Source organism: Aquabacterium soli (assembly GCF_003933735.1).
Classification (GTDB): Bacteria; Pseudomonadota; Gammaproteobacteria; order Burkholderiales; family Burkholderiaceae_C; genus Aquabacterium; species Aquabacterium soli.
Genome location: NZ_RSED01000002.1, coordinates 128,492 through 147,498, shown reverse-complemented (window position 1 = coordinate 147,498; position 19,007 = coordinate 128,492). Strand labels below are relative to the sequence as shown.

Below are 19,007 nucleotides of genomic sequence, written 5' to 3'. Positions count from 1 at the left end.
TCACGTCCGCGATGACCCCGTCGGGATCCCCCGCTTGATGCGCGGCAGGGGTGTTGAAAAGCCCCAATCCCGCAGGGCGGGCCGGTGCTATAGTCCCGCTACGCCCGGGGAGGGCGAAGGGCGCGAGCCCCCCATGCCACCGCCCCGATCACGCACAATCGTACGAACAACACCTCGCTCGGCCGGACGGTGAACAGCCCCCGGCCGTTCTTGTTCATGAGCCCACGTCGACCATCCACGCCTGAGGTGTACCTCCCGCCCGCCGAAGACGCGCCCTTCAACCCCCGGGTGCCTGGCATCGACTATGGGGTGCTCGATGGTTTGCTGGGCTATGCGGTGCGCCGTGCCCAGATCGTCCAGTACGAGCTGTTCATCGCCGCGCTGACGCGCTGGAACATCACGCCGCCGCGTTTTTCCGCGCTGGTCATCATCTCGCGCAACCCCAGCCTGAAGCTCACCGAACTGGCCAATGTGCTGGGCATTGCCCGCTCTGGTGCCGTGGCGCTGATCAATTCGCTCGAAAGCATGGATTACGTGCGCCGCGTGCCATGCCCCACTGACAAGCGCGCCCTGGGGCTCGAACTGACGGACCAGGGCCGCGCCGATCTGGACGCCATCATCGCCGCCGTGGTCGAGCAGGACCGCCGCTCCGGCAGCGCGCTGAGCGCCGACGAGCAGGCCCAGTTGATCGCGCTGCTGGGCAAGATCACCACGGCCGGCGGCGCGTCCGCCGCCTGACCTAGCCCGATACCGCCATGGCCACCCCGCCAGTCAGCCCCTTTTACGCGCATCTTTCGCGCCTGCGCTTCATCAAGCGCTGGGGGCTGATGCGCAACGCCATTGAAGAAGATGTGGCCCAGCACAGCTGGGAGGTGGCCGTGCTGGCCCATGCGCTCGCGCTCATCGCGCGTGACGTGCTGGGCAAGCCCATCGACCCCAACGCCGTGGCCGTGCGGGCGCTGTTCCACGATGCCACCGAGGCCATCACGGGCGACCTGCCCACGCCGGTGAAGTATTCGCCGGCCATGCGCCAGGCCACCGCCCACCTGGAAGAGCAGGTGGGCCATGAAATGCTCAAACTGCTGCCGCCGGCCTTGCAGCCGGGGGTGCAGTCGGCCATGGACCACGCCCAGTGGCCGGAGGCCGAGGCCGTGCTGGTCAAGGCGGCCGACAACCTGTCTGCCTGGCTCAAGTGCCGTGCCGAGCTGCGCTATGGCAACCGCGAGTTCGAGCAGGCCGCGCAACAGATCGAGCGCAAGCTCCGCGACCACATGCTGCCCGAGGTGCGCTACTTCCTGGACACCTTCGGCCCCGCCTACGACCTCACGCTCGACTCGCTGATGCGGGGCGAGTGAGGCCGCTGGCCTGAACCACGCCGTACCAACGCCGTACCAACGCTGTACCCACGCCATGTCTGCACGCCCTGCCGCCAAGAAGTCCGCCTCCCGCAAGAACGCTGCCGCGGCCGCCCATGACCATGGCGACCATGGCCACGCGCACGCGCACGCGCACGCGCACGCGCACGCGCACGCGCACGAGCACCATGACCACGGCTGTGGCCCCGATTGCGGGCACGACCATGGCGACATGCTGCAGCGCCCGCGCCGCCTGACGGTCTTCAGCCCAGCCGGTGTCGTGGCCAAGGCCGCGCAGGGGCGCCGAGCCGTGAAGCGGCTCAAGGCTCTGGGCTTCGACGCGTCGCTGGATACCGATGCCCTGAGCAAGCACCAGCGCTTTGCCGGCGAGGACGATGTGCGCCTGGCCGCCCTGCACCGTGTGGCCGAGGACGCACCCGACGTGGCCCTGGCCGCCCGTGGCGGCTACGGCCTGATGCGCCTGCTCGACCGCATCGACTGGCCCCTGATCGCCCGCAGCATTGAGCGCGGCACGGCCTGGGTGGGCTACAGCGATGTCACCGCCTTCCAACTGGCCGCGCTGGCGCACAACGCCGCTGGCCCGGCCTCAGCGCCGCACGGCATCACGGCGGGCCTGTGGGCAGGCCCGATGGCGTGTGGGGACTTCGGCAGCGACGACAACCCGGACGGCGGCGACGACGTCACCCAGGAATGCTTCGTCGAGGCCATGACCGGCCAGCTAGAGGCCGTGGGCTTTCGCACCGAGGCCGGCTTCGACGGGCTGGAAACGGCCGGGCGCCTGTGGGGCGGCAACCTGTCCATCCTGCAGGCCCTGTTGGGAACGCCGCACTTTCCCAAGATCAAGAACGGCGTGCTCTTCCTGGAAGACGTGAACGAGCATCCCTACCGCATCGAGCGCGCACTGCTGCAACTGCACCAGGCCGGCGTGCTCGACCAGCAGAAGGCCATCGTGCTGGGTGCCTTCACCGAATACCGCAAATCGCCGCTGGACCGGGGCTACACGATCAAGTCCACCATCGAGCACCTGCGCAGCGTCACGCGCACACCGATCCTCACCGGGCTGCCCTTTGGCCACGTGCCGACCAAGCTGTCACTTCCGCTGGGGCGGAAAGTCAATGTGGTGGTTCAGGGACGCGATGTCTTCGTGATGTGGTAGCCCGTCAGGGATGGTGCAGAATCAACGCCATGCGTTTGTTCTGGACCTTCCTTCTGTTCAGTGCCTGTCTGCCAACCTGGGCTGCCCATGCGTATGCCCAGTTCGGCGACATCAAGTACCCCGCAGGGTTTGATCACTTCGACTATGTCAACCCATCGGCCCCCAAGGGGGGGGAGATTTCGCTGATCGCACCTCTGCGCATCAGCAATTTCGACAAGTACAACCCGTTCACCCTCAAGGGCACATCCCCTCCCGGGTTGTCGGACCTGTTGTTCGAAAGCCTGTTGACGGGCACGCTCGACGAGCCGACCACGGCTTACGGCCTGCTGGCGGAAGACGTTGCCGTGGCGCCGGATGGCCTGTCCGTCATCTTCCGCCTCAATCCCAAGGCGCGTTTCTCCAGCGGGGACGCCGTGCTGGCTGTTGACGTCAAGACATCCTTTGACCGGCTGGTCAGCAAGGAGGCTTCGCCGGTGTACAAGGTGGCCTTCGGTGACGTCAAGGGCGTGACGGTGCTGGACCGCCGCACGGTGCGCTTCGACTTCAGGCGCCGCAGTGCTGAACTGCCCTTGCTGGCCGGGAGCGTGCCCATCTTCAGCCACAAGTGGGGGCTTCAGCCCGATGGCAAGCTCAAGCCCTTCGACAAGATCATCACCGATCAGCCCATCAGCTCTGGGCCTTACCGCATTGGCCGGGTCACGTTCGGCAAGGACGTCACCTATGAGCGTGACCCCCACTACTGGGCCGCACAGCTCAACGTGCGCAAGGGGCAGTTCAACTTCGATCGCATCACCTACAAGATTTACCAGGACGACACGGCACGCCTGGAGGGCTACAAGGCCGGCGAGTTCGACTTCATCCAGATCAGCAGTGCCCGGGAGTGGGCACGCCGCCTCACCGGGGTCAAGTTCGACAATGGTGAACTGGCCAAGGTCGAGTTCAAGCACCGCAATGCCGTGGGGGTGCAGTCCTACATCTTCAACACGCGCCTGGCCAAGTTCAAGGATTCCCGCGTGCGTCAAGCCATTGGCCTGGCGATGGATTTCGAGTGGATGAACCGCCAGCTGTTTTTCAACTCTTACTCCCGAGTACGAGGCTATTTCACAGGCGGCGATTTCGAGGCCAAGGGCTTGCCGGGGCCGGATGAACTGGCGCTGCTGGAGCCCCTGCGCAAGCATGTGCGGCCCGAGGTGTTCACGCAGCCGGTGCCCCAGCCGCCGAGCACGGCAGCGCCGTCCAGCCTGCGCGCTAATCTGCGCAAGGCCCGTGAGCTGCTGGCGCAGGCCGGCTGGACCTACCGCGACGGCGCTCTGCGCAATGCCCAGGGCCAACCCTTCACGATCGAGTTGCTTGATGACATTAGCCAGGGCGCATCCATGGCGCGGGTCGTCACGCCATTCACGCAGAACCTGGCCAAGCTGGGCATCGAGGCGCGTTACAAGGTGATCGACTTTGCCTTGCTTCAAAAGCGTCTGGACACGTTTGATTTCGAGTTGATGAGCCTGAACCTGCGAGGCAGTCTGTCACCGGGCGCGGACCTGCTCGATCAGTTCAGCTCGAAGTCGGCCGGCACGGAAGGCTCCTCTAACTTTGGTGGCGTCAAGAACGAGGCGGTGGATCAACTGCTCGACAAGGTGCTGAGCGCGACGACACGGCCTGAGCAGATCGCATCTCTGCGCTCGCTCGACCGGGTGCTGCGTTTCGAGTTCTACAACGTGCCTGCCTGGTATTCCGGCGTGCATCGCATTTCCTACCGGCAGCGCTTGTTCGAACAGCCCGCAGTAGCCCCCACCTACTACCAAGCCGAGGATTGGGCCTTGTCCACTTGGTGGGCCGCACAGAAAAGGTGACATCAATGTGGGCTTATGTACTCAGGCGCTTGCTGCTGATGATCCCGACGCTGCTGGGCGTCTTGATCATCACGTTTGCTGTGACTCAGTTCGTGCCGGGGGGGCCGGTTGAGCAGATGGTGTCCCAACTCAAGTCTGGCGGGGCTGTGGGAGGCGGGGAAAGCGCTGCCTCAGGTGGCGCCGGGTATCGGGGCCGCCAGGGGGTGGACCGTGCGCAGGTGGAAGAGATCAAGAAGCTGTATGGTTTCGACAAGCCGCCCCTTGAGCGCTTCGTGCAGATGCTGGTGTCTTTCGCCAGGTTCGACCTGGGTAAAAGTTTCTACCATCACAAAGACGTCTGGGAGCTCGTGAAGGAGAAGCTGCCGGTGTCGATCTCTCTGGGCCTGTGGACCTTTTTCCTGAGCTACCTGATCTCGGTGCCGCTGGGCATTGCCAAGGCAGTGCGTGCGGGTTCGCGATTCGATGCCATCACCAGCCTGTTCGTGCTGGTGGGGTATGCGATACCGGGTTTTGTGCTGGGCGTGGCATTGCTGGTGTTGTTCGGGGGAGGGAGCTTCCTCGCCTGGTTCCCGCTGCGCGGGCTTACCTCGTCGAACTGGCATGACCTGAGCCTGGGCGCGAAGGTGGTGGATTATCTCTGGCACATTGCCTTGCCGGTGACGGCCAGCGTGCTGGGCAGTTTCGCGGTGCTCACCATGCTGACCAAGAACTCCTTCCTGGAAGAAATCCGCAAACAGTACGTGCTCACCGCGCGTGCCAAGGGTCTCGGAGAGCGCAGCGTGCTCTGGAAGCATGTGTTCCGCAATGCACTCATCCCGCTGATCACGGGCTTTCCGGCTGCCTTCATCGGCGCGTTTTTCACCGGTTCGCTGCTGATCGAGACGCTGTTCTCGCTCGATGGATTGGGCCTGCTCAGTTACGAATCCGTCATCCGGCGCGACTACCCCGTGGTGCTCGGTACGCTCTACCTGTTCACGCTGATCGGGCTGGTGACCAAGCTCATCGGTGACCTCTGCTACGTGTGGGTGGACCCGCGCGTGAAGTTCGATTGACGGACGATGACCATGGCCACCTCCGCTTCCACGTCCGCCGCTTCCCCAACGTCCGTGTCCGCACCCGTGTCCCTGTCTCCATCGCGGCGGGCCTGGCTGCGCTTCAAGCGTCACCGTCTGGGTTACTCAAGCCTGATCATCTTCAGCATCCTGGTGGTGCTGAGCCTGTTTGCCGAGCTGTTGTCTAACGACAAGCCCATCATTGCGCGTTACGACGGCCATTGGTATGCGCCCATTTTCCAGAACGTGCCCGAGACGCAATTCGGTGGCGACTTCGAAACCACCACCGACTACCTCGATCCGTTCATCGTGGCCCAGTTCAAGAAGCCTGGCAACTTCGCGATCTACCCCCCCAACCGCTATCACTTCAACACCATCAACTACTTCGCCAAGGAGCCCAATCCGTCGGGGCCCTCATCGGACAACTGGCTGGGCACGGACGATCGCGGACGCGATGTCTTTGCTCGGCTGCTCTATGGCTTTCGCATCTCGGTGATGTTCGGCCTGGCCTTGACGGTGTGCGGCGTGCTGCTGGGTGTCTTGACCGGCGCACTGCAAGGCTTCTATGGCGGAAAGACCGACCTGATCGCGCAGCGCCTGATCGAGATCTGGGGCGCCATGCCCGAGTTGTATCTGCTGATCATTTTCGCCGCAGTGTTCGACCCCAGCCTGGGCCTGTTGTTGCTTTTGCTCAGCCTGTTTGGCTGGATGGGGCTGTCCGACTACGTGCGAGCAGAGTTCCTGCGCAACCGCCAACTGGACTACGTGCGCGCGGCCAAAGCCCTCGGACTGAGCAACGGCCAGATCATGTGGCGCCATGTGCTGCCCAACAGCATGACGCCCGTGGTGACTTTCCTGCCTTTCCGCATGAGCGCGGCCATCCTGGCGCTGACCTCCCTCGATTTTCTGGGGCTGGGGGTCCCGCCGGACACACCCAGCCTGGGCGAAATGCTGGCGCAGGGCAAGAACAACCTGGATGCCTGGTGGATCTCGTTGTCCACGTTCTCGGTGCTGGTCACGACCCTGCTGCTGCTGACCTTCATGGGCGATGCCCTGCGTGATGCGCTCGATCCGCGCAAGGAGATGGACGCATGAGCGGCAACACCGGCCAGGGCGCCCGCCCCTTGCTGTCCGTGCGCGATCTGCGCATCGGCTTTGGCAGCAAGACCGTGGTGCACGGCGTGAACTTCGACATCCAGCCGGGCGAAAAGCTGGCGCTGGTGGGTGAATCCGGCTCGGGCAAGACCATCACCGCCTTGAACCTGCTGCGCCTGGTGCCCCAGGCCTGGACCACCGGCAGCGCCGTGCTGGACCTGGCGCCCGATGGCCCTCGCGAGCTGCTGACCCTGCCGGAGCGCACACTGCGCGGCATCCGCGGCAAGGACGTCGCCGTGATCTTCCAGGAGCCCATGACGGCGCTGAACCCGCTGTTCACGGTGGGTGACCAGATCGCCGAGGTGGTCGAGCTGCACCAGGCGGTGTCGCGGGCCCAGGCCTGGCAGCGCGCGGTCGAGCTGCTGGCCAGCACCGGCATCCCCGAGCCCGAGCGCCGCGCCAACGCCTTCCCGCACCAGTTGTCGGGCGGGCAGCGGCAGCGCGCCATGATCGCCATGGCCCTGGCCTGCGAGCCCAAGCTGCTGCTGGCCGACGAGCCCACCACGGCGCTCGACGTCACCCTGCGCCAGCAGATCCTCGATCTGCTGGCCGATCTGCAGCGCCGCCATGGCATGGCCGTGCTGATGATCACGCACGATCTGAACCTCGTGCGCCGCTTCGCCGACCGTGTGGCCGTGATGGAGCAGGGCGTGCTGGTGGAGCAGGGCACCGTGGCCGAGGTCTTTGCCAACCCGCAGCACGCCTACACCCGCAAGCTGCTCGACAGCCGGCCTGCGCGCGACGTGGTCGAGGCCGTGCCCCAGGCCCAAGCGTTGATCGAGGCGAAAGGCCTGCGCGTGAGCTATCCCGTGCCCCGCCCGGGCATCCAGGGCTGGTTCAAGCAGGGCGAGTTCGTGGCCGTCAAGGGGGCCGACTGGCGTTTGGATGCGGGTCAGACCCTGGGTGTGATCGGCGAATCGGGCTCCGGCAAGTCCACGCTGGCGCTGGCCGCGCTCGGGCTGCAGCCATTCACAGGGCAGCTTGCCGTCAAGGGTCAGCCCTGGCGTCTGGATGCCCGTGCAGACAAGCCGCTGCGCCGTGTCGTGCAGGTGGTGTTCCAGGATCCGTTCTCGTCGCTGTCGCCCCGCATGACGGTGGGCGAGCTGGTGGGCGAGGGCCTGGGCATCCACCACCCTGAACTGAGCGATGCCCAGCGCCGCGAGCGTGTGCTGAGCACCCTGGCCGAGGTGGGCCTGACCGAATCCGCCTTCCCGCTGCTGCTGGAGCGTTACCCGCACGAGTTCTCGGGGGGCCAGCGCCAGCGCCTGGCCCTGGCGCGGGCCCTGGTGGTCGAGCCCGCGGTGCTGGTGCTCGACGAGCCCACGAGCGCGCTGGACGTCACCATCCAGAAGCAGGTGCTGGCCTTGCTGCAACGCCTGCAACGCGAGCGGGGCTTGAGCTACCTGCTGATCACGCACGATGTGGAGGTGGTGACGGCCATGGCGCACCACATCATCGTGATGAAGGATGGCGACATCGTCGAGGCCGGCCCGGCCGCTGCCTTGCTGGCGTCACCGCAGCATCCCTACACGCGCACCTTGCTGTCGTCCGCGCAGCCCGTGCCGGTTCAGTGAGCCGGGGTGCCCTGCGCCCCCGGGACCCCTGAGAGGCAGCACCGTATCTCGGCCAACAGGGCGCTGGTGTCCATCGGCCTGAACAGGAAGCGGTCTGCGCCGAGCGCCAGGCCCTCGTCGCGCACGGCCGCATCCCAGTGTGTGGTGGTCAGGAACATGAAGGGCACCTCGCGCAGGCGGGCATCGGCCTTGACCTGGCGAAGGAACTCAAAGCCGTGGGTGCCGGTCAGCCCCACGTCGGAGATGATGAGCGACGGGTGCTCGCGCACGGCCATGTCCAGCGCCTCGGGCACCTCATGCGCGGTCAGCACCCGGTACCCCAGGGGCTCGAGCAGGTCGCGCTGGAAATGCAGGTTGATGTCCTGGTCGTCCAGCACCAGCACCGCGGCGCCCTGTGGGTGGCGCGCCGTGGACGGGGTGGTGGCGCCCTTGACGAGGGACCCTGGTGGCGCCTGGGCCAGGATGGTGGCGATGGTGTTGGCCAGTTCCGCCGGGTCGATGGGCTTGGCCACATACCCATCGAAACCCGCCGCGAGCACTTTCTCCCGGTCACCCACCATGGCGTAGGCCGTCACCGCGATCAGCGGGATCCGGCGCAGGGCGTCGTCCTGTTTGAGCCGCTGCGCCAGGGCATAGCCGTCCAGGCCGGGGATCTGGATGTCGCACAGGATCAGATCGGGTTGGCTCGTGCGTGCCAGATCGAGCCCCAGTGTGCCGTCCCTGGCCTGGATGGGCTCGTGCCCGAATGCCTTGAGCATGTAGGTCATCAGCTCCATGTTGACGGGGTTGTCCTCGATGACCAGGATGCGCGCGTTCATGGCCGGTCCTCCGTGTCGATGCAGAACGAGAAGCGGCTGCCCACACCCTGCGTGCTCTGCAGCTCGATGCGGCCTTCAAGCAGTTCGGCCAGCTTGCTGCACAGGTACAAGCCCAGGCCGGTGCCTTCGATCTCGGACGACGCGCTGCCCACCTGCATGAACGCCTGGAACAGCCGCTCCTGGTCTTGCGGCGAGATGCCCACCCCGGTGTCGGCCACGGCCACCTCGGTGTGCGTGTGCCCGTCTGTCTGATGCTGCGTCACCTCGATGCGGACCTGCCCCTGGCGCGTGTATTTCACGGCGTTGTTGGCCAGATTGATGATGATCTGGTGCAGGGCGCGGCGGTTCGTGGGGGCGACCACGGGCGCCTCGGGCATGTCCGTCAGCAAGGCCAGTCCTTTGGCCTGCGCCGCGGGCCGCAGGGCGGTCACCACTTCATGGACCACGTCCTGCCACACCACCGGCTCGATCGACATCTCCACCCGCTCCGATTCGATCCTGGCCAGGTCGAGCAGGTCGTTGATCAGGGACAACAGGTGCTTGCCGCTGGACTGCACGGCCGTGAGCTGTTTCTCTTGATCCTGCGTGAGCGGGCCCGGCAGCTTCATCAGCATCAGGCCGGTGAAGCCGATGATGGCGTTCAGCGGGGTGCGCAGCTCGTGGCTCATGGTGGCCAGGAAGCGGTTCTTGGCCTGGTTGGCGCGCAGCAGTTCGTCGTTCTTCTCGCGCAGCGCCTGCTCGAAGCGCTTGCGCTCTGTGATGTCGCGGATGGCTGCGCTGACCAGGGTGCTGTCGTCTGTTTCCAGCGGGCTCAGGCTGATCTCCACAGGGAACTCGGAGCCATCCTTGCGCCGCCCGAACAGCTCCAGGCCGGCGCCCATGGGCCGCAGGCGTGGTGCCGACAGGTAATTGCCCCGGTGTTGCGTATGGCGGTGGTGGTAGCGCTCGGGCACCAGCACCTCGATGGGTTGGCCCAGCAGTTCCAATCCCGCATAGTGGAAAAGACGTTCGAGCTGACGGTTCACCAGGATGATGTGGCCGGCGTCATTGACGATCACGATCGCGTCGGGCATGGACTCGAGCACGTCGCGGTAGCGTGATTCGACATGGCGCGCCGTGCGCCGCACCCGCTGGCTGGTGATGTCGGTGAAACGGTGCAAGGTGCCCCAAGGCTCGCCGTCGTCGCCCAGCAGAGGCCGGGTGGCCGCGTTGACGTAGATGAGGATACCGCTCTTGCAGCGCCGCACGCTTTCTTCGCCGCCCTCCGCGATGGCGGCGGCCCTTTCCTTGCCGAAGGGCTGGATCAGATCTGGCAGGCTGGCACCGGTCGCTTCTTCGCTGGAGTAGCCGAGCACTGCTTCTGCCCGCTGGTTCCAGAGCATGATCTCTTCACGCGGTGTCCGCGTGACGACGAGCGCATCCGGGGATTGCTGCACGAGCTGTATCCAGAGTTCCCTGTTCATGTTCTTTCCCCATCCCGGGGGTTTTCGTGGGCTGCGTCAGCACTCGGCGCATGTCGGGACAGTATGGCTATCCGGACACTGTTTCTCCCTCATAAGCCCGCCCGCTGACAGGGGCATCGCGCCCTGTCGTGCGGGGCTGTGTCAAGTTACCGCCAACCCTTGCCGATAAGGCGGAGTACCGGCTGCTGTTCTGCCGTGCCTTGGTCGCATCCGCCCGGCACGACGCATCCTGAAAGGGAGCTGGCTCATCACGACATCAACGAAACGAGGGTGCCATGGACTTTTTCAGGAATCTCAAACTGGGTAAGCGCCTCGCGCTGGGCTTCGCCGCCCTGATCGCGCTCAGCCTGGTCACGGCCGGCATGGGTATCCAGCGGATACGCGCCGTGGACGCGATCGCTGACCAGTTGGGCGGGGTCGATGCTGAAATGCTGATCCTCACACAGCGTTGGGCGCGCGCCATCGAGGCCAATTCGGCCCGCACCTGGGTGCTCTTCTTCGCCACCGACGAGGCCGCCGTGGCCCGCGTGAAGGACGAGCTCAAGAGCACCGTGAGCGCCACGACCGAGCGCATCAAGCGCATGAACGAGCTGGCCTCCACCGACGAGGCGCGCCGCCTCATCGGGGTCATCAGCACACAGCGCGAAGCCTTCCAGACACAACGCAATGCGCTGCTCAAGCGCAAGGAGGCGGGCGAGAACGTCAACGCCGAGGTGCTGGACAAGGTGTTTCCGGCCGCCAAGGCCTACCTGGCGTCGGTGGAAGAGCTGGCCGAATACCAGCGCCATTTCATGGATGCCACCCGCGACGAGGCCAAGTCCGTCGCCAGTCAGGGCGTGACCGCGCTGGCCATCGGCACCGTGCTGGCCGTGCTGGCCGGCAGCCTGCTGGCCTGGGGGCTGACACGCTCCATCGTGGTGCCGGTGCGCCGGGTACAGGCTGCCGCAGAAGCGGTGGCTTCAGGCGACCTGAGCGTGCATGTGCAGGCCGACACCAAAGACGAGCTGGGCCAGCTCACCGATTCGGTGGGCCGCATGGTGGCCTCGCTGCGAGGCATCGTGCTGTCGGTGCGCAACAGCTCCGATTCGATCGCCACGGGCTCGGCCCAGATCGCCACGGGCAATGCCGATCTGTCGCAGCGCACCGAAGAACAGGCCAGCAACCTGCAGGAAACCGCTGCGTCGATGGAGCAGCTCACCGCCACGGTCAAGCAGAACGCCGAGACCGCGCGTGAGGCCTCTCACCTGGCCACCAGCGCCTCGGCCGTCGCGGTCGATGGCGGTGCTGTCGTGGGTCAGGTGGTGGCCACGATGGAAGACATCACGGCCAGTTCACGCAAGGTGGCCGACATCATCGGCGTGATCGATGGCATCGCTTTCCAGACCAACATCCTGGCGCTGAACGCCGCGGTGGAAGCTGCGCGTGCCGGCGAGCAGGGCAGGGGCTTTGCGGTGGTGGCCGGCGAGGTGCGCTCGCTGGCCCAGCGCAGCGCCCAGGCGGCGCGCGAGATCAAGAGCCTGATCGGCGAGAGCGTCGAGAAGGTCGAGAACGGTTCGCGGCTGGTGCACACCGCGGGCGAAACCATGGGCAAGGTGGTCAGCCAGGTGCAGCGCGTGTCCGACCTGATCGGCGAGATCACCTCGGCCAGCATGGAGCAGAGCACCGGCATCGGCCAGATCGGCGATGCCGTCAACCAGCTGGACCAGGTCACGCAGCAGAACGCGGCACTGGTGGAAGAATCCGCCGCAGCGGCCGAAAGCCTGCAACACCAGGCGGCGCAGTTGGCCCAGGTGGTGTCGCAGTTCCGTCTGTCACCGGGTTCTGCCGGCTACCAGCTCGAAGCCCCTGCCCATTGACGGGGATCAGCCCGTGTGGCGCTTGACCCAGGCCACGTACTGGTCCACCCAGCCCTGAACGAACTGCTTGCTGGCCTCGCCGATCTGACCATTGGCATCGATCAGGCCATCCTTGTGCTGGATGAAGGCTTCGGGCGCCCCCAGGGTGGGCACGTCCAGGTAGGCCAGGATGTTGCGCAGATGCTGCTGCGCCAGTGCCGTGCCGATGGCGCCGATCGACACACCGATCACGCCGGCAGGCTTGCCTTTCCAGACACTCTGGCCATACGGGCGCGAGGCATGGTCCAGCGCGTTCTTGAGCACGCCGGGGATGGAGCGGTTGTACTCGGGCGTCACGAAGATCAGGCCCTGCGCGGCACTGATCTCGCCCTTGAGCCGCTTGACCGACTCGGCCGGCGAGCCGTCGTCGTCCTGGTTGTACAGCGGCAGATCGCCGATCTCCACGAACTTGAACGAGAACTCCGGCGGGGCAAGTTTCACCAGTGCATGCGCGAACTGGCGGTTGAATGAGTCGCGGCGTAGGCTGCCGACGACCACGGCGATCTGGTACTGGGCCATTCGAATCTCCAGGAAAAGTGGACGAACCATCGACGTCTGACCGCGTCTTCATCGCATCTTGGCGGGGGCGGGTTCACTATAAGGGCTGAGGTCGGCAGCGCTTTCGATGCCCTTCAAAGCCTCAGGCCACACAGGGATGAAAAGCTGCTCGGGCGGCCACCACTTGGCACTACAGTGACGGTTCTTCCGCTCTGCACCGCCATGCCCTCTGCCGCCCCCCTCATCACCCTGGTCGAAGACGAGATCGAGTTCTCGGCCATCCGTGCCCAGGGCGCGGGCGGGCAGAACGTCAACAAGGTGTCCAACGCGGTGCACCTGCGTTTCTCGATCCAGGCTTCGTCATTGCCAGAGCACATCAAGGAGCGCCTGCTGGCCCTGAATGACCAGCGCATCACGGCCGACGGCGTGGTGGTGATCAAGGCGCAGACCAGCCGCAGCCTGGAGCGCAACCGCGCAGAAGCCATCGAGCGCCTGCAGGCCCTGGTCGACAGCGTGGCCGTCACCCCCAAGAAGCGCCGGCCCACACGGCCCACGCTGGCCTCGAAGCGGCGGCGCCTGGAGGGCAAGGCGACCCGCTCGGGCGTCAAGCAGCTGCGGGGCAGGGTGTCGGGCGGGGACTGACGGGGCCGCTCGCGGGGGGCGGTTGATCAAGCGTGCTGGTAGCGCCATTCCTGCGTGCGGCCCCCATAACCGTAGGCGGCGGCCCGGACGTCCTGCACGTGGATGTAGCTCTCTTCGTGCAGGTCACCCAGCAGCGCGGCAAAGCCATCGAAGGCCTCGCGGATGTACTGAGCCTTCTCGGCCTTGGTGTTGGTCTCGTCGGTGATCCTGATGTCGAAGTAGACACTGTGCTTGCCCTGCTCGGCCAGGCTGCGTCCGCCCACGATCCAGTCGTCGCGGTGCACATAGTCGATGGCGATGGCCGTGACCTTCGGGTCCTTGCGCAGGATGCGGCTGGTCAGCGCCAGCAGCAGATCGGCGATGCGGCGCGACAGCTCAGGTGAACGTTCGGCGCTGACTTTGACGTGGAGGATGGGCATGGTGGCCTTTCAGGTAATTTGCTATGCAACTATGTGGATTGAAAAAAGAAGCCGCATGGGCTTTCCCGCTCATTCCAGGGCCGAGCGCACGCCCTTGATCTGGTCGACGGTGTCTGTGAAGCGTTGTCCGCCCAGCACCTTCTTGAGGCGGGCGGTCACCACGCCGCTGGCTTCGTTCAGTGCGGTCTTGATGCGCATGGCCTGCGGCGTCGGGAAGATGGCCACCTCGCGGCCATCGCTGCCGGCCTTCTGACGCTCGACATGCCCCTTGGTTTCCAGATGATCCAGCGCGCGCGTGGCGGTGGAGCGGGAGATCGACAAGGCGCTGGACAGCTCGCGTTGCAGCAAGCCGGGCTGGTCCAGGAGGGCGCGCAGCATGAAGGCCTGTGGCGGCGTGAGATCGAAGGGCGCGAAGGCCTCGGTCCACTCCTTGTCGAGCCGGCGGGCCAGGGCCGCGGTGTTGAAGTAGAGGCATTGATCGAACATGGCGCCAATGTAGCGCCAATTGATTCGCTATGCAACTACATTGGCGCGTTACCCATTCACCGCACGGGGCCCATGCTGGCCAGGCTAGGTGATCAGGTTGGAGATCTCGACCAGGTTGTCGTCCGGGTCGCGGACGTAGACCGACCGGATCGGCCCCGTCGCGCCTGTGCGCTCGACGGGGCCTTCCTCAATGGGCACGCCCAGCGCCTGCAGTTCGGCCACCACCTCGTCCAGCGGCGTGGCCGCGATGAAGCACAGGTCGGCGGAGCCAGGGGTGGGGCGCCGTGCCTTGGGCTCGAATTCCTGGCCCTGCTGGTGCAGGTTGATCTTCTGCTGCCCGAACGCCAGGGCCTTGCGCCCGCCCTTGAAGCTCACCACCGACATGCCCAGCACGCGCTGGTAGAAGTCGCAGGTGCGCGGGATGTCGGCAACGGTGAGTACCAGATGGTCCAGGTGGTCGATGAGCATGGTTCGTGTCCTTGGGGATCAAGCTTGTGTCGGCGCTGTGGCCTGCCCTGGGGCAGGCGAGCCGGCTTGGCGCGCGCCCGCACGCAACCGCAGTGCGCAGGCCAGCATGATGGCCAGGGCGCCCAGCGCGAAGGCGCACACAGCGCCCCAGCCGCCGTGCTCCCAGAACCAGCCGCCCACCGAGCCCAGCACGCTGGAGCCCACGTAGTAGGCCAGCAGGTACAGCGAGGCCGCATGGCCCTTGTGGGCCCCGGCCATGCGCCCCACCCAGCCACTGGCCACCGAATGGGCCATGAAGAAGCCGATGGTCAGCAGCACGATGCCGCCGATGGCCCCTGCCAGGTTGGGCAGCAGGCTCAGCAGCACCCCGGCGGCCGTGGTCAGCACGCCCGCCACCAGCACCGGTGCCTGGCCCAACCGGTCCGCCATGCCGCCGGCCAGCGATGACGACGCGATGCCGAACACATAGGCGCAGAAGATCAACCCGATCTGCGTGGGGCTGAGGTCAAAGGGCGGGGCCATCAGGCGAAAGCCCGCATAGTTGTAGACCGTGACGAACACGCCCATGCACAGGAATCCGGTCGCGAACAGCAAGGGCAGGTGCGGATCACGCAGTTGCCTTTGCCAGATGCGCAGGTGCTCTGCCAAGGGCAAGCCCTGGCGCCTGACGGCGTGGCGCGAGGGAGGCAGCAGCAGCGCGAAGCCTGCCGCGGCAACCAGGCACAGCACACTCAGGGAGCCCATGGCCATGTGCCACGACGACACATCCGCGATGATGCTGGTCAGCACGCGGCCGGCCATGCCACCAAAGGCGGTGCCGCTCACGTACAGTCCGATGGACAGGCCCAGGCCGCGCGGGTCGATCTCTTCGGCCAGGTAGGCCATGGCCACGGCGGGCACGCCGCCCAGGCTCAGGCCGGCCAGTGCGCGTGCCAGCAGCAGCCCATGCCAGTCGGGCAGCAGGGCTGCGGCCAGGTTGCACAGGGCGGCCAGGGTCATCGAGCCGAACATCACCAGCCGGCGGTCCCGCCCTTCGGCCAGGGCGCCGGCACACAGGATGGCCACGGCCAGGCAGCCGGTGGACAGCGACAACGTCAGCGAACTGGCGGCCGGGCTCACGTGGAACTGCTGCGCGAACTGCGGCAGCAGGGGCTGCACGCAGTACAGCAATGAGAACGTGGAAAACCCCGCCAGGAACAGCGCGATGTTGATGCGCCAGTAGGTGCGGGAGCCCGGCAAAGCCCAGCCGGAGGGGGATGGCTTGCTCGCAGACATCGTCACAACCTCTTTCAGGCCGCCAGTATCGGCTTGACCTTGCCATCCGTCCAATATATTTTAAAGGCCTACTTCATATGTTTTGAGTATGGCCATCGAGTTGAGGCACCTGCGCTATTTCCTGGCGGTGGCGGAAGAGTTGAACGTCACCCGGGCTGCCGCCAGGCTGGGCATCAGCCAGCCGCCACTGAGCCAGCAGATCAAGGAGCTCGAGCGCGATGTCGGGGCGGCGCTGTTCCTGCGCACGCCGCAGGGCATGGTGCTCACAGAGGCCGGCCTGGCCTTCCAGGCCGAGGCCCGCCCGCTGATGAGCGGGCTGGAGCACGCGCGCGCCGCGGCGTTGCGCGCTTCCCGTGGCGAGACAGGGCAGTTGCGGGTCGGCTTCACCGGCTCGGCCGCCTTCAACCCGGTGGTGGCCAACATGATCCGCAACTACCGCCGGGCCTGGCCGCACGTGCGCCTCACGCTGGAAGAGGCCAACACCACCCGCCTGGTCGAAGGCCTGGCCCAGCAGGCGCTGGATGCCGCCTTCATCCGCCCAGGCCCCTCGGGGTTGGATGGCCTGCGCCTGCGGCGCTTTGGCGACGAGACCATGAAGGTGGTGCTGCCGGTCAGCCACCCACTGGCGCGGCGCCGGCGCCTGCGGCTCTCGGCCCTGGCGTCAGAGCCCTTCGTGCTGTTCCCGCGTGCGGTGGGCCTGAGCCTGTATGACGCCGTGCTGACCGCCTGCCGCGAAGCGGGCTTCGAGCCGCAGCTCAGCCAGGAGGCCCCGCAGATCTCGTCGGTGGTCAACCTGGTGGCGGCGGAGCTGGGGGTCTCCATCGTGCCCGCTTCCATTGCGCAGGTGGCGGTGCGCGGCGTGCGCTATGCGGACATCGACGGACCAGGCCCGCGCGCGCGCCTGGCCCTGGTCGCCAGGCAGGACGATACCCGGGCCGTGGTCGGCAACTTCATGGCGCTGGACGAGGGGTGACCGGCGCGGTGCTCAGAGGTTGCCCACGCCGCCATCGACCTGCAGCTCCGTACCCACCACGAAGCTGGATTCGTCCGAGGCCAGGAACACGGCCGCCTGGGCCTGCTCCAGCGGAGTGCCCATGCGCCCGATGGGTACCAGCGCACGGATCTGCGCCTTCAGTGCCGCTTCATCATCACCCGACAGGCCCAGTTTGCCCAGCGCCGAGGTGGCCGTGGGGCCCGGGCTCAGGCCATTGACGCGGATGCCGCGCCCGGCCCATTCGCCCGACAGTGTGCGTGCCAGCGACAGCAGGCCGGCCTTGCTGGCCGCATACACGCTGCTTTGCGGCAGGCCGATGTGCGCGCTCACCGAGCCGCACAGGATCACCGACGAAGGGTTGGCCAGCAGGGGCAGCAGGGCCTGCAGCAGGAAGAAGGGGCCTTTCAGGTTGGTGCCCATCAGGCGGTCGTAGGTGCTCTCGTCCCAATCCTCCACGGAGCGGTGGGTCACGTCGCCGGCATTGACAAACACCGCGTCCAGGCGCGCCCAATGCTGCCGCAACTGATCGGCCAGCGCGCGGTCGGCCAACTGCCCTGCATCGCTGCGGATCAAGAGGGCTTGGCCGCCCAGTTCCCGCCCGGCGGCTTCCAGCGCGCTGGCGCTGCGTCCGGTGATGGCCACCTTGGCGCCTTCGGCCAGAAAGCGCTGGGCCGTGACCAGGCCGATGCCGCTGGTTCCGCCCGTGATGAGGGTGTGCTTGTCCTGAAGTCTTGATGCCATGCCGGCCTCCTGTCAGTGATCGACGAAGGCCCATTGTTCATCCATTGGTATCCAAAGTATAGTAGGCACCGATTGGATACTTATGGAGTTCATGGACACCATGCCTGCCGTGCAGAACACCGTGGCTGACCGCTGTCCCATGGTCCGCTTTGTCGACCTGGTCTCGGGCAAGTGGGCCATCCCCATCCTGTACCGCCTGATCCTGATCGACAAGCCGGTGCGCTTCAGCGAACTGCAACGCGCCGTGGCGCCCATCACCCAGAAGGAGCTCACGCGGCAGTTGCGTGCGTTCGAGCAGCGGGGCCTGGTGCGGCGCCAGGTGTTTGCCGAAGTGCCGCCCCGGGTCGAGTACCAGGCCACGGCACTGGGCAAGACGCTGCGCGAGCCGCTGGCCGGCCTGGCGCACTGGATGCAAGCGCACGCGGCCGAGCTTCAGGCCGGCTGAGGGCGAAGCACGTCGCCTCGCTTGTGGTTACAGTCCTTCCCCATATGCCTGCCGCGCCTTCGCCTTACCGCCGCCTTCCCATGCCCGACGCGCCCAACATCCTGGTCCTGGTCGCCCACCCCGATCTCCGCCATTCCCGTGTGAACCGCCAGCTGATGCAGGCCGCCTCAGGGGCTGATCTGCCCAACGTGCAAGTGCGCGACCTCTACGCCCTGTACCCGGATCTGGCCATGGATGTGCAGGCCGAGCAGGCGCTGGTCGCCCAGGCCGACCTGATCGTCTGGCAGCATCCCCTGCACTGGTACAGCATGCCGCCGCTGATGAAGCTGTGGCTGGACGAGGTGCTCACCCTGGGCTGGGCCTACGGTCATGGGGGTGACGCCTTGCGCGGCAAGGATCTGTGGCTGGTGCTCTCCACAGGCGGGCCTGCCTCGGCCTACCATCCGCAGGGCTACAACCGGCATTTCTTCGATGCCTTCCTGCCGCCCTATGAGCAGACGGCGGCCCTGTGCGGGCTGCGCTTCCTGCCGCCGCTGGTGCTGCACGCCGCCCATGCCGCCAGTGCGGCCGAGGTGGCCGACCATGTCGGTGTGTACCGGCAACGCCTGGGCAGCTACCCTGCCTGGCCCGAGATCGACGAGATGGGCGATTGCCCTGAATGCCGGGTTCCGGCCACCGACCGTCCGCAGGAAGCCTGAGC

20 protein-coding genes are annotated in these 19,007 nt (G+C 66.3%); 12 read left to right on the top strand and 8 right to left on the bottom strand.

Annotated elements, in window-relative coordinates; translation table 11 throughout:
* Positions 1–216: 216 nt before the first annotated feature.
* Genes EIP75_RS02895 through EIP75_RS02865 form a run of 7 tightly spaced genes read left to right on the top strand, consistent with a single transcriptional unit; the run spans position 217 to position 8,163 of the window.
* Complete coding sequence (locus EIP75_RS02895) at positions 217–738, top strand: MarR family winged helix-turn-helix transcriptional regulator (protein ID WP_125241735.1); 522 nt, start codon at positions 217–219, stop codon at positions 736–738.
* A 17-nt stretch (positions 739–755) separates the two neighbouring features.
* The gene (gene yfbR, locus EIP75_RS02890; RefSeq protein ID WP_125241734.1) at positions 756–1,355 is read left to right on the top strand and encodes a 5'-deoxynucleotidase; all 600 of its coding nucleotides are present in this window, start codon (positions 756–758) and stop codon (positions 1,353–1,355) included.
* Between the two features lie 55 nt (positions 1,356–1,410).
* A complete protein-coding gene (locus tag EIP75_RS02885; protein ID WP_125241733.1) occupies positions 1,411–2,532 on the top strand; it encodes an LD-carboxypeptidase in 1,122 nt (373 codons plus the stop codon).
* Between the two features lie 29 nt (positions 2,533–2,561).
* Positions 2,562–4,382 carry an extracellular solute-binding protein gene (locus EIP75_RS02880; protein ID WP_125241732.1) on the top strand — a complete coding sequence of 607 codons (1,821 nt, stop codon included), beginning with the start codon at positions 2,562–2,564 and terminating at the stop codon, positions 4,380–4,382.
* A gap of 5 nt (positions 4,383–4,387) precedes the next feature.
* Positions 4,388–5,434: a microcin C ABC transporter permease YejB gene (locus EIP75_RS02875; protein ID WP_125241731.1), complete on the top strand. Its 1,047-nt coding sequence runs from the start codon at positions 4,388–4,390 to the stop codon at positions 5,432–5,434.
* A gap of 12 nt (positions 5,435–5,446) precedes the next feature.
* Positions 5,447–6,529, top strand: coding sequence for an ABC transporter permease (locus tag EIP75_RS02870; protein ID WP_420797139.1), 1,083 nt, complete (start codon positions 5,447–5,449; stop codon positions 6,527–6,529).
* A complete protein-coding gene (locus tag EIP75_RS02865) occupies positions 6,526–8,163 on the top strand; it encodes an ABC transporter ATP-binding protein (protein ID WP_125241729.1) in 1,638 nt (545 codons plus the stop codon). The genes EIP75_RS02870 and EIP75_RS02865 overlap by 4 nt, the downstream gene beginning before the upstream one ends.
* On the opposite strand, the gene EIP75_RS24025 is transcribed toward EIP75_RS02865, so the two are convergent.
* Both EIP75_RS24025 and EIP75_RS02855 read right to left on the bottom strand, forming a co-directional pair.
* On the bottom strand, positions 8,157–8,981 hold the full coding sequence (locus EIP75_RS24025) for a response regulator (RefSeq protein WP_158622723.1): 825 nt from the start codon (positions 8,979–8,981) through the stop codon (positions 8,157–8,159). The genes EIP75_RS02865 and EIP75_RS24025 overlap by 7 nt on opposite strands.
* Positions 8,978–10,444 carry a PAS domain-containing sensor histidine kinase gene (locus tag EIP75_RS02855; RefSeq protein WP_125241728.1) on the bottom strand — a complete coding sequence of 489 codons (1,467 nt, stop codon included), beginning with the start codon at positions 10,442–10,444 and terminating at the stop codon, positions 8,978–8,980. The genes EIP75_RS24025 and EIP75_RS02855 overlap by 4 nt, the downstream gene beginning before the upstream one ends.
* Before the next feature lie 275 nt (positions 10,445–10,719).
* Here EIP75_RS02855 and EIP75_RS02850 point away from each other — a divergent pair, with 275 nt between their 5' ends.
* Entirely contained in the window at positions 10,720–12,300 is a 1,581-nt protein-coding gene (locus EIP75_RS02850) for a methyl-accepting chemotaxis protein (RefSeq protein ID WP_125241727.1), read from the top strand.
* 6 nt (positions 12,301–12,306) lie between these two features.
* Here EIP75_RS02850 and EIP75_RS02845 read toward each other — a convergent pair whose 3' ends face one another.
* A complete protein-coding gene (locus EIP75_RS02845; RefSeq protein ID WP_125241726.1) occupies positions 12,307–12,858 on the bottom strand; it encodes an NADPH-dependent FMN reductase in 552 nt (183 codons plus the stop codon).
* Between the two features lie 201 nt (positions 12,859–13,059).
* Here EIP75_RS02845 and arfB point away from each other — a divergent pair, with 201 nt between their 5' ends.
* Positions 13,060–13,479: an alternative ribosome rescue aminoacyl-tRNA hydrolase ArfB gene (gene arfB, locus EIP75_RS02840; protein ID WP_125241725.1), complete on the top strand. Its 420-nt coding sequence runs from the start codon at positions 13,060–13,062 to the stop codon at positions 13,477–13,479.
* Between the two features lie 26 nt (positions 13,480–13,505).
* Here the strand turns inward: arfB and EIP75_RS02835 are convergent, their stop codons facing one another.
* From EIP75_RS02835 to EIP75_RS02820, 4 genes are all read right to left on the bottom strand, one after another.
* Positions 13,506–13,898 carry a tautomerase family protein gene (locus EIP75_RS02835; protein ID WP_125241724.1) on the bottom strand — a complete coding sequence of 131 codons (393 nt, stop codon included), beginning with the start codon at positions 13,896–13,898 and terminating at the stop codon, positions 13,506–13,508.
* 69 nt (positions 13,899–13,967) lie between these two features.
* Positions 13,968–14,384 (bottom strand): MarR family winged helix-turn-helix transcriptional regulator, encoded by a 417-nt coding sequence (locus EIP75_RS02830; RefSeq protein WP_125241723.1) that lies wholly within the window; start codon positions 14,382–14,384, stop codon positions 13,968–13,970.
* A gap of 84 nt (positions 14,385–14,468) precedes the next feature.
* Positions 14,469–14,852, bottom strand: coding sequence for a VOC family protein (locus EIP75_RS02825; protein ID WP_125241722.1), 384 nt, complete (start codon positions 14,850–14,852; stop codon positions 14,469–14,471).
* Between the two features lie 18 nt (positions 14,853–14,870).
* A complete protein-coding gene (locus EIP75_RS02820; RefSeq protein ID WP_125241721.1) occupies positions 14,871–16,127 on the bottom strand; it encodes an MFS transporter in 1,257 nt (418 codons plus the stop codon).
* A 94-nt stretch (positions 16,128–16,221) separates the two neighbouring features.
* On the opposite strand from EIP75_RS02820, the gene EIP75_RS02815 reads away from it, so the two are divergent.
* Positions 16,222–17,100 carry a LysR family transcriptional regulator gene (locus EIP75_RS02815; RefSeq protein ID WP_125241923.1) on the top strand — a complete coding sequence of 293 codons (879 nt, stop codon included), beginning with the start codon at positions 16,222–16,224 and terminating at the stop codon, positions 17,098–17,100.
* 12 nt (positions 17,101–17,112) lie between these two features.
* On the opposite strand, the gene EIP75_RS02810 is transcribed toward EIP75_RS02815, so the two are convergent.
* Positions 17,113–17,862, bottom strand: coding sequence for an SDR family oxidoreductase (locus tag EIP75_RS02810; protein WP_125241720.1), 750 nt, complete (start codon positions 17,860–17,862; stop codon positions 17,113–17,115).
* A gap of 91 nt (positions 17,863–17,953) precedes the next feature.
* Between EIP75_RS02810 and EIP75_RS02805 the strand changes: the two genes are divergently transcribed.
* Together EIP75_RS02805 and kefF are read left to right on the top strand one after the other, a co-directional pair.
* Positions 17,954–18,307, top strand: a complete 354-nt coding sequence (locus EIP75_RS02805; protein ID WP_199758468.1) for a winged helix-turn-helix transcriptional regulator — start codon at positions 17,954–17,956, stop codon at positions 18,305–18,307.
* A gap of 80 nt (positions 18,308–18,387) precedes the next feature.
* A complete protein-coding gene (gene kefF, locus EIP75_RS02800; protein WP_125241718.1) occupies positions 18,388–19,005 on the top strand; it encodes a glutathione-regulated potassium-efflux system oxidoreductase KefF in 618 nt (205 codons plus the stop codon).
* Positions 19,006–19,007: the final 2 nt, after the last annotated feature.

Bases quoted from the DNA above. Each gene is read 5' to 3' on its own strand.
- EIP75_RS02865 (WP_125241729.1), top strand. From the start codon at position 6,526: ATGAGCGGCAACACCGGCCAGGGCGCCCGCCCCTTGCTGTCCGTGCGC.
- EIP75_RS02805 (WP_199758468.1), top strand. From the start codon at position 17,954: ATGGACACCATGCCTGCCGTGCAGAACACCGTGGCTGACCGCTGTCCC.
- yfbR (WP_125241734.1), top strand. From the start codon at position 756: ATGGCCACCCCGCCAGTCAGCCCCTTTTACGCGCATCTTTCGCGCCTG.
- EIP75_RS02825 (WP_125241722.1), bottom strand. From the start codon at position 14,852: ATGCTCATCGACCACCTGGACCATCTGGTACTCACCGTTGCCGACATC.
- EIP75_RS02875 (WP_125241731.1), top strand. From the start codon at position 4,388: ATGTGGGCTTATGTACTCAGGCGCTTGCTGCTGATGATCCCGACGCTG.
- EIP75_RS02830 (WP_125241723.1), bottom strand. From the start codon at position 14,384: ATGTTCGATCAATGCCTCTACTTCAACACCGCGGCCCTGGCCCGCCGG.
- EIP75_RS02880 (WP_125241732.1), top strand. From the start codon at position 2,562: ATGCGTTTGTTCTGGACCTTCCTTCTGTTCAGTGCCTGTCTGCCAACC.
- EIP75_RS02855 (WP_125241728.1), bottom strand. From the start codon at position 10,444: ATGAACAGGGAACTCTGGATACAGCTCGTGCAGCAATCCCCGGATGCG.
- EIP75_RS02850 (WP_125241727.1), top strand. From the start codon at position 10,720: ATGGACTTTTTCAGGAATCTCAAACTGGGTAAGCGCCTCGCGCTGGGC.
- arfB (WP_125241725.1), top strand. From the start codon at position 13,060: ATGCCCTCTGCCGCCCCCCTCATCACCCTGGTCGAAGACGAGATCGAG.
- EIP75_RS24025 (WP_158622723.1), bottom strand. From the start codon at position 8,981: ATGAACGCGCGCATCCTGGTCATCGAGGACAACCCCGTCAACATGGAG.
- kefF (WP_125241718.1), top strand. From the start codon at position 18,388: ATGCCCGACGCGCCCAACATCCTGGTCCTGGTCGCCCACCCCGATCTC.
- EIP75_RS02870 (WP_420797139.1), top strand. From the start codon at position 5,447: ATGGCCACCTCCGCTTCCACGTCCGCCGCTTCCCCAACGTCCGTGTCC.
- EIP75_RS02845 (WP_125241726.1), bottom strand. From the start codon at position 12,858: ATGGCCCAGTACCAGATCGCCGTGGTCGTCGGCAGCCTACGCCGCGAC.
- EIP75_RS02835 (WP_125241724.1), bottom strand. From the start codon at position 13,898: ATGCCCATCCTCCACGTCAAAGTCAGCGCCGAACGTTCACCTGAGCTG.
- EIP75_RS02820 (WP_125241721.1), bottom strand. From the start codon at position 16,127: ATGTCTGCGAGCAAGCCATCCCCCTCCGGCTGGGCTTTGCCGGGCTCC.
- EIP75_RS02895 (WP_125241735.1), top strand. From the start codon at position 217: ATGAGCCCACGTCGACCATCCACGCCTGAGGTGTACCTCCCGCCCGCC.
- EIP75_RS02810 (WP_125241720.1), bottom strand. From the start codon at position 17,862: ATGGCATCAAGACTTCAGGACAAGCACACCCTCATCACGGGCGGAACC.
- EIP75_RS02885 (WP_125241733.1), top strand. From the start codon at position 1,411: ATGTCTGCACGCCCTGCCGCCAAGAAGTCCGCCTCCCGCAAGAACGCT.